Genomic DNA, 6,961 nt, shown 5'->3' with positions numbered 1-6,961 from the left:
CGCCAACGCCCGCCTGGGCACGGTCGTCAGCGAGAGTGCACCGGGCTACACATGGTTCGAGAATGCACACGAATTCCGCCTGACGCCCTGGCTCAATGATCCGGTGTCGGACACTGGCGGCGAAGCCTTCTACGTGCGCGACGAGGACACCGGTCGTGTCTGGTCGCCGATGCCGCTGCCGCGCCGTGRCACCGGCGCGTACCGTACGCGCCATGGCTTCGGCTACACGGTCTACGAGCATGTAGAAGACGGCATCGCCAGCGAGTTGTGGGTCTTCGTCGACGTCGCCGCGCCGCTGAAGTTCTCGGTCCTGCGGCTGCACAACCTGTCGGGCCGGCCACGGCGGTTGTCGGCCATCGGCTACGTTGAATGGGTGATGGGTGACCTGCGCGCGAAGTCGCGCATGCACGTACTCACCGAACGCGACCCGCAGAGCGGCGCGCTGCTGGCGCGCAACACCTACAGCACCGACTTCGGCGGCCGGATGGCCTTCTTCGACACCGATGCCGATGGCTGCGGCTGGACCTGTGACCGACTGGAGTTCATCGGCCGCAACGGCAGCCTGCACGCACCGGCGGCGCTGCGTCGCGAGCGCCTGGATTCACGGCTGGGTGCGGGTCTGGATCCGTGCGCGGCGATCCAGGTGCCGTTGCTGCTGGCTGCAGGCGACCGCAGCGAAACGACGTTCCGCCTTGGCGCCGGGCGCAACCGCAAGGAAACGCTGGCGTTGGCGCGAAGCCGCCAGGGCGCCCATGAGGCCATCGACGCGCTGGACGCCGTGCGCATCCACTGGCGCAACGTGCTGGCCACGGTGCAGGTGCGCACGCCAGACCCGGCGCTGGACGCACTGGCCAACGGCTGGCTGGTCTACCAGACGCTGGGCTGCCGCTACCTGGCGCGCAGTGGCTACTATCAATCAGGCGGTGCGTTCGGTTTCCGCGACCAGCTGCAGGATGCACTCGCCCTCGTGCACGCTCGCCCGGACCTGACCCGCGAGCACCTGCTGCTATGCGCTGCACACCAGTTCACCGAAGGCGACGTGATGCACTGGTGGCATCCTCCGCAAGGTCGCGGCGTGCGCACCCGCTGTTCGGACGATTACCTCTGGCTGCCGCAGGGCGCATGCCGCTACCTGGAGGTTACCGGCGACGCCAGCGTGCTGGACGAAGTGGTCGGCTACATCGAGGGGCGCGCGGTGACACCCGAAGAGGAAGGGTATTACGACATGCCCACGCCTTCGACGCAGCGCGGCACGCTGTATGCGCACTGCGTGCTCGCGCTCGAACGCGGTTGCCGCTTGCTCGGCGAGCGTGGCCTGCCACTGATGGGCAGCGGGGATTGGAACGACGGCATGAACCGCGTCGGCGACCAGCAGCGCGGTGAAAGCGTGTGGCTCGGCTTCTTCCTGCATGACACGCTCCGCCGCTTCATCGGGCTGGCCAACGCGCATGGCGATGCACCCCGTGCGGAGTGGTGCCAACAGCAGGCCGAAAGCCTGCGCCAGAACCTGGAACAGCATGCCTGGGACGGGGCATGGTATCGCCGCGCCTGGTTCGACAACGGCGCCCCGTTGGGCTCGTCACAGAACGAAGAATGCCGCATCGATTCGATTTCGCAGAGCTGGTCGGTGCTGTCAGGCGTCGCCGCGCCTGAACGTGCCTCGCAGGCGCTGGATTCGCTGTACACGCACTTGGTGCGAAAGGACGCCAAGCTGATCCAGCTGCTCGATCCGCCCTTCGACCAGACCCCGGAAGACCCCGGCTATATTCGTGGCTACGTACCTGGCGTGCGCGAGAATGGCGGCCAGTACACCCATGCGGCCGTGTGGGCGGCCATGGCATTCGCACAGCAGGGCGATGCGGTGCGTGCCTGGGAGCTGGCCGGCATGATCAACCCGCTCAGTCACACGCTGGACCCGGAGGCGATCCAGACCTACCGCGTCGAGCCCTATGTGCTGGCAGCCGACGTCTACGCCGTGCCTCCGCACGTCGGGCGAGGCGGCTGGACGTGGTACACCGGCTCGGCCGGTTGGATGTATCGCCTGCTGGTCGAATCGCTGCTGGGCATACGTCGGCAGGGCGATCGTCTTTCGTTGGCACCGTGCCTGCCCGATCACTGGCCGTCATTCGAACTGAGCTACCGCTTCGGCCGCAGCTTCTACGAGTTCGTGGTGACCCGCACTGCGCAGGACCAGCCCACGCTGCACGTGGATGGCGTGCTGCAGCCGGACCTCACCGTCCTGCTGCGCGACGACGGCCATCACTACCGCGTCGCGCTTGATCTGGGTGCGGCCCCGGGATGAACGTGCGCCCTGAAATACAGGTGCAGCTTGATGCGCTGGCCGAGATGCTGATGCACTGGTTGGCGCGGTCGCGCCATCCAGCGCAGTTCTGGCCACAGTTTGAAACGCTGGCTGCGGAGATTCTGGACCAATGCGAGCACGCAGAAAGAGGCCAGGCGCACGCGTGCATCCAGGCCATGCTCAAAAGCCACGCGCTGGAGCTTCCATCCTGGTACGAGCGTGATGACAGCCTGCCGCCGGGGACGCCAGGAGAATGATGGCCAGCGCCCTGCGTTACGATGCCGGGCTCAACTGACCAGAGATACGCGTGCCCGTCTCCACTCGCCTGTTGCTTGCCATCGCAGCTTCCCTGCTGCCGCTTTCCGRGACGATCGCAGCACCGTCCACCCTGCCCGCCTCCACCGCCCCGGCCAGCAGCTGCCAGGACGACGCGTCCCGCTGCCCCGCATGGATGCCCTCACAGGCCGAGATGCGCAACACCATCGCCGACCATTTCTGCGAGCTGGCCGACCAGAGGCGCATCCAGCCTCGGGTAAAGCCGTTGGTCCGCGCCGAATCCTCGCCACTGAACTGTGGTGCGCTGGGAGAGCAGGCCGGTTCGAACTTTGTCTGCGGCGGTGAAATGCGCTTCATCGGCAAGGGCGGCGAAATGGACACCATCACGTTCAGTCCGACGCTTCGCCGCGAGGAGGATGGGCGCATCGCGTTCTACGTGGGCAATGACGAGGATGGTCAACAGGTGTGGCGGGTGCCCGCCCCGCGGGCCACCTCAGCGACATGCGCTGGGCGCTGAGCGCTGAGCGCGGCACATCTGCGCGCGCTCCGCTTCAGACCAGTTTGTGCGGGATTTCACGATCGAACCTGTTACGGACGTCCATTTCCAAGTGAGCCATTGGCGCGTCCGGTTTTACTGGGCGGCAGGCTATCGTCCCCCTGCCGCATGACGGCCTCGATCCAGTCGACGTAGCGTGACACGCGAACGTTGTGGACCATCTGGCCATAGAAGCCCGCTTCAAGGGCATGCTCGGGTACGGCCGTGATCCAGGACCCCAGTCCCACCAATTGCCAGGTGCCGTGGTCGTTGACCACAAGCGGACCACCGCTGTCTCCACTTCCCAGTACGCCCTCAAGCGGCAGGCCCTGCGGCGGCGGATCGAACCGGTACCAGAGATACCGCTGATTGCCGCCGGTAATCGTGTTGTGGGCCCGCCGCAGGGATGTACGGTGCGGCGCATCCGGCAACTGGCCAACCGCACCGTTGCCGGTGGCGCCCTTCCCCATCAGGACGGCGACCTGCGTGACCTCTGCTGAACCACGATACAGCGCCACGGGCGTGGCATCGGTCACCGGCGCGGCAAGCTTGATCAGCGCGATGTCATCCGAGGCCGCCAGGAAGGCATGGATCCGGGAAGGACTTCCTGTTGCCATCGCCTCCTTGCCCAAGGCCTCGGGCATCCTCCGGTAGCCGGGATGCAGGAACACGCGTTCAACGCCATACGCGTTGCCATTGATCGCGATCGTTGCTCCCATCCCTTCCATCGGCGCTGCATGCGCTGCGGTCAGCACCCAACGCGGGGCGATGAGAACGCCGTGCCCCTCTCCCGGCATGTCCGCCAGCGCCGGGAAGTCAGATCGTTCGATGCGGTACCTGCCATCTTCGACATCATCACGGATGACGATGGCCCCGGCAGCGAACGGGAGCGCGGCAAGCAGCAGAAAGAGCCAGCGATTCATCGAGAGCATTCATTCTTGGGGTCGATCGATCCAGCCTAGCCAAACGCATCGACATTGCTGATGGACGCGCGACCAATTCCCGTGGTGGCCGACGAAGGGATGGAAACCACGACTGAAACCGGGACGCGCCGAAACGTTTAGTGTTCACCGCGCAGGGCGAGCCTGGCATTCCTGCGGATCGAACAGCCCGTACGTGCGCAGGATTTCGAGATTGGTTCGCGCCCTCGAATCCCTCTGTTCACCGCCCCGGCGCGAAGATCGGGAACCAGGAAGGCCCCCCGTCCATGAGAACGTCGCGCACTTCACCGGGTGAAGTACAGACACCCGGCCACGGCGATCGGCATCGGGTCGGCCTCGATGCGCTGGGCCACCAGTGCCATCACTTCGATGCCATCGCCCTGGGCTTCCGGTGCTGACTGGACTACCCGCATTCCTCCGGGTTCGCCCTGCGTCCCCGGCCCATCGAGGGAAAGCGCTTTGGTGAGGTCTGCAGCAAGGTCTGCATCGAAGACAGCCACCACGGAACTGCGCGACAGTATCAGCCGCGTGGACGGATGACCGAAGACCAGAGCCGGTGCTGGAAGCTTCATTTCCGCGACAACGCCGGGTATGTCGCCCAATGCATTGCTGTAACCCCCACCCGTGCCGGTGATCGGCTGCCAGCCGGCCGATGGCTTCCCGCCGGTTGCGATGTCACGCAATTGATGGGCCAACGCCCGGAATGCGGTGCGATCCGCCTTGCAGGACACAAGTGCCAGCGCCTGATCGATTTCATCCTGCCTGGGAACGGGGGTGCGGATCGATTCTGCTGCCGGGGCGTTCGGCGCAATGACAAGCCCCAAGCCTGCGAGCAGTAGAATCCTGTTCAACGTACGGGTGATCAACGCGCAATGCTCCTGCCTGGGGCGCCAACACTGTTCGGCACCACACCGGACAGCTGGGAAACACCCTCTCTATCGGGAAACATCATTACCAGCGAGAGCTTCCCGCGCGGCGATTCTTTCGACCAGCGTATCGATCGCAGCCTCCATGGCGCGCGCCGTCTGGTCGCCGCTTTGGTTGGTGATGATGAAGATGCCAAGATCGTACTTGGGCACGATGTAGATGTAGCACTGCGACCGCGGTACGCCACCATGATGCGCATGGTAGACGCCCTTCAGCTGGTCACCGGAAACGATATTCCAGAAGTAGCCGATGCTGAACTCCGAATCGAACGTGACCAGAGGGCGATGCGACTCCTTTACCACCGGCCCGTTGGCCAGCTGGAACCTGAGGTACTTCACCATTTCCGGGACAGTTGCCTTCACGTTCCCGGAGGCGCCCCACGGCAGCTGTGGCATCGGCGTGGTCGGCATCGGGTTGTCGCTGTGATAGCCGACCGCAAGCCGAGGCGCTTCGCTGTCGCTGAGTCTGATTCTGAGACCCGTCATCGCCGCGGAATCGCCAAGGAATCCGCGTAACAGCGACTCGTAGTCGCTGTTGTAGACGGTTTCCAGGATATGCGCTGTCAGTTCCGTTCCGGCACTGGAGTAGGCGTAGTCTTTGCCGGGTGCCCGGTCAATCTCGACGGCGTGCAGATCCTTGAAGAAGTCAGCCTTGCCGTAGTGCGCATAGAGGGTGTTGAGTTCGCTGGGCGTACGATGATCGGTGAAGTCCTCCAACACCGTGTTCGCACGTTCCGGCAGCATGTTCGGCAGGCCGCTGGTGTGCGACAGCAGATGGCGGATGCGGATGGGCTCGCCCTTGTACTGCAGGTTCGGATAGTGACCCTGCAGGTACTGCCGGACGTCGTCGTCCAGGCTGACCTTGTGTTCCAGAACGGCATTGGCCATCAGGGTGCCGGCCAGGGTCTTGCTCAACGAGCCGATCTCGTAGAGGGTCGCATCGGTTGGAGGGCCAGGCTTGCCGGTTTCCATGTCGCCGCGATGACGGACGAATTCCTCGCCCCGGTACACGACGCCGATCGAGGTCGAATGAAGTAGCGGCCGCTGGATCAGCGTCGCGGCAACTTCGTCGATCTCCGCCCCGAGATCCTTCGTTGCGGCCCTCTCGCTGGCGCAGCCTGCCGCCAACAACGCCGCGGATACGACCACGCTGCCGAGCCATCGCCTGTTTCGAACGGTCATCGGATTCGCATGCATGCGTAGGCGCTTGAAGGGAGGTGGGAAAAGGGCTCTTAAGATACCCGATGGCAGGGGCTCGATTGCCGATGGATGCCGAGCCTCGCCCCGGGTCGAGCTCCCCTGCCCGGTGCACGCCCGTCGCTGAACGCTGCCAGCATCTCCACGCAATCTCCATCGCCCCTCCATGCTCCCTCCAAAGGACGGCAGATACTGGCAGCGATCAGGGGAAATGCCTCCATCGATCCCCTGCCCCATCCTCGATCTGCCCAGGTCCCCATGAAGCCCCCACACGATCCGGCCGTCGCAGCCGGCAGCATCGGCCAGCAGAATGCGGCCGCCACCCTGAAAGCCATCCTGCGCACCTACCCCTGGCAGCTCACCGGCACCTTTTCGCTGGTGGCGCTGGAGAATGCGCTGCTGCTGGCCTATCCGCTGTTCGCCGGCTTCGCGGTGGACGCGATCATCCGTGGCAACGTCGGCCATGCCATTTCCTACGCCGGCGTGGTGCTGCTGTTCTGGCTGGTAGGCGCCGCCCGCCGTGCGGTCGATACACGCACCTTCACCCGTATCTACGCCGATCTGGCCGTAAACGTGGTGCAGGCGCAGCGGCGCCTTGGCCAGGCCACCTCCACCTCGGCGGCGCGGGTGGTACTGGCCCGCGAGTTCGTCGACTTCTTCGAGAAGCACGTGCCGATCATCGCCACTGCGCTCGTTTCCATGTTCGGCGCGGCGGCGATGCTGCTGGCAATCGAACCCCTGGTGGGGGCCGCCAGCCTCATCGCCCTGCTCGGTGCGCTGGTGT

General features: G+C 65.0%; 7 protein-coding genes. 4 read left to right on the top strand and 3 right to left on the bottom strand.

Annotation, left to right across the window (positions count from 1 at the left end; translation table 11 throughout):
- The 3 genes from AC1DJN_RS19355 to AC1DJN_RS19345 all read left to right on the top strand — a co-directional run.
- A partial coding sequence (locus AC1DJN_RS19355) for a glycoside hydrolase family 94 protein (protein WP_478039841.1) occupies positions 1-2,302 on the top strand: 2,302 nt, incomplete at its 5' end.
- Positions 2,299-2,559, top strand: coding sequence for a hypothetical protein (locus AC1DJN_RS19350; RefSeq protein WP_025874540.1), 261 nt, complete (start codon positions 2,299-2,301; stop codon positions 2,557-2,559). The genes AC1DJN_RS19355 and AC1DJN_RS19350, both read left to right, overlap by 4 nt.
- A gap of 212 nt (positions 2,560-2,771) precedes the next feature.
- On the top strand, positions 2,772-3,095 hold the full coding sequence (locus AC1DJN_RS19345; protein ID WP_478039839.1) for a hypothetical protein: 324 nt from the start codon (positions 2,772-2,774) through the stop codon (positions 3,093-3,095).
- A gap of 71 nt (positions 3,096-3,166) precedes the next feature.
- Here the strand turns inward: AC1DJN_RS19345 and AC1DJN_RS19340 are convergent, their stop codons facing one another.
- The 3 genes from AC1DJN_RS19340 to AC1DJN_RS19330 all read right to left on the bottom strand — a co-directional run bounded on the left by AC1DJN_RS19340 (position 3,167) and on the right by AC1DJN_RS19330 (position 6,162).
- Positions 3,167-4,036, bottom strand: a complete 870-nt coding sequence (locus AC1DJN_RS19340) for a S1 family peptidase (RefSeq protein WP_313113638.1) — start codon at positions 4,034-4,036, stop codon at positions 3,167-3,169.
- Positions 4,037-4,338: 302 nt separating this feature from the next.
- Positions 4,339-4,920, bottom strand: a complete 582-nt coding sequence (locus AC1DJN_RS19335) for a hypothetical protein (RefSeq protein ID WP_442251102.1) — start codon at positions 4,918-4,920, stop codon at positions 4,339-4,341.
- A 69-nt stretch (positions 4,921-4,989) separates the two neighbouring features.
- Positions 4,990-6,162, bottom strand: coding sequence for a serine hydrolase domain-containing protein (locus AC1DJN_RS19330; protein ID WP_442251101.1), 1,173 nt, complete (start codon positions 6,160-6,162; stop codon positions 4,990-4,992).
- A gap of 273 nt (positions 6,163-6,435) precedes the next feature.
- On the opposite strand from AC1DJN_RS19330, the gene AC1DJN_RS19325 reads away from it, so the two are divergent.
- Positions 6,436-6,961: ABC transporter six-transmembrane domain-containing protein (locus AC1DJN_RS19325; RefSeq protein ID WP_478039837.1), on the top strand; the 526-nt coding region annotated here is incomplete at its 3' end.

It is taken from the genome of Stenotrophomonas sp. 05L414_2, assembly GCF_056397905.1.
The sequence above is the reverse complement of the archived record's forward strand: the minus strand, read 5'-3'. Positions and strand labels throughout refer to the sequence as shown.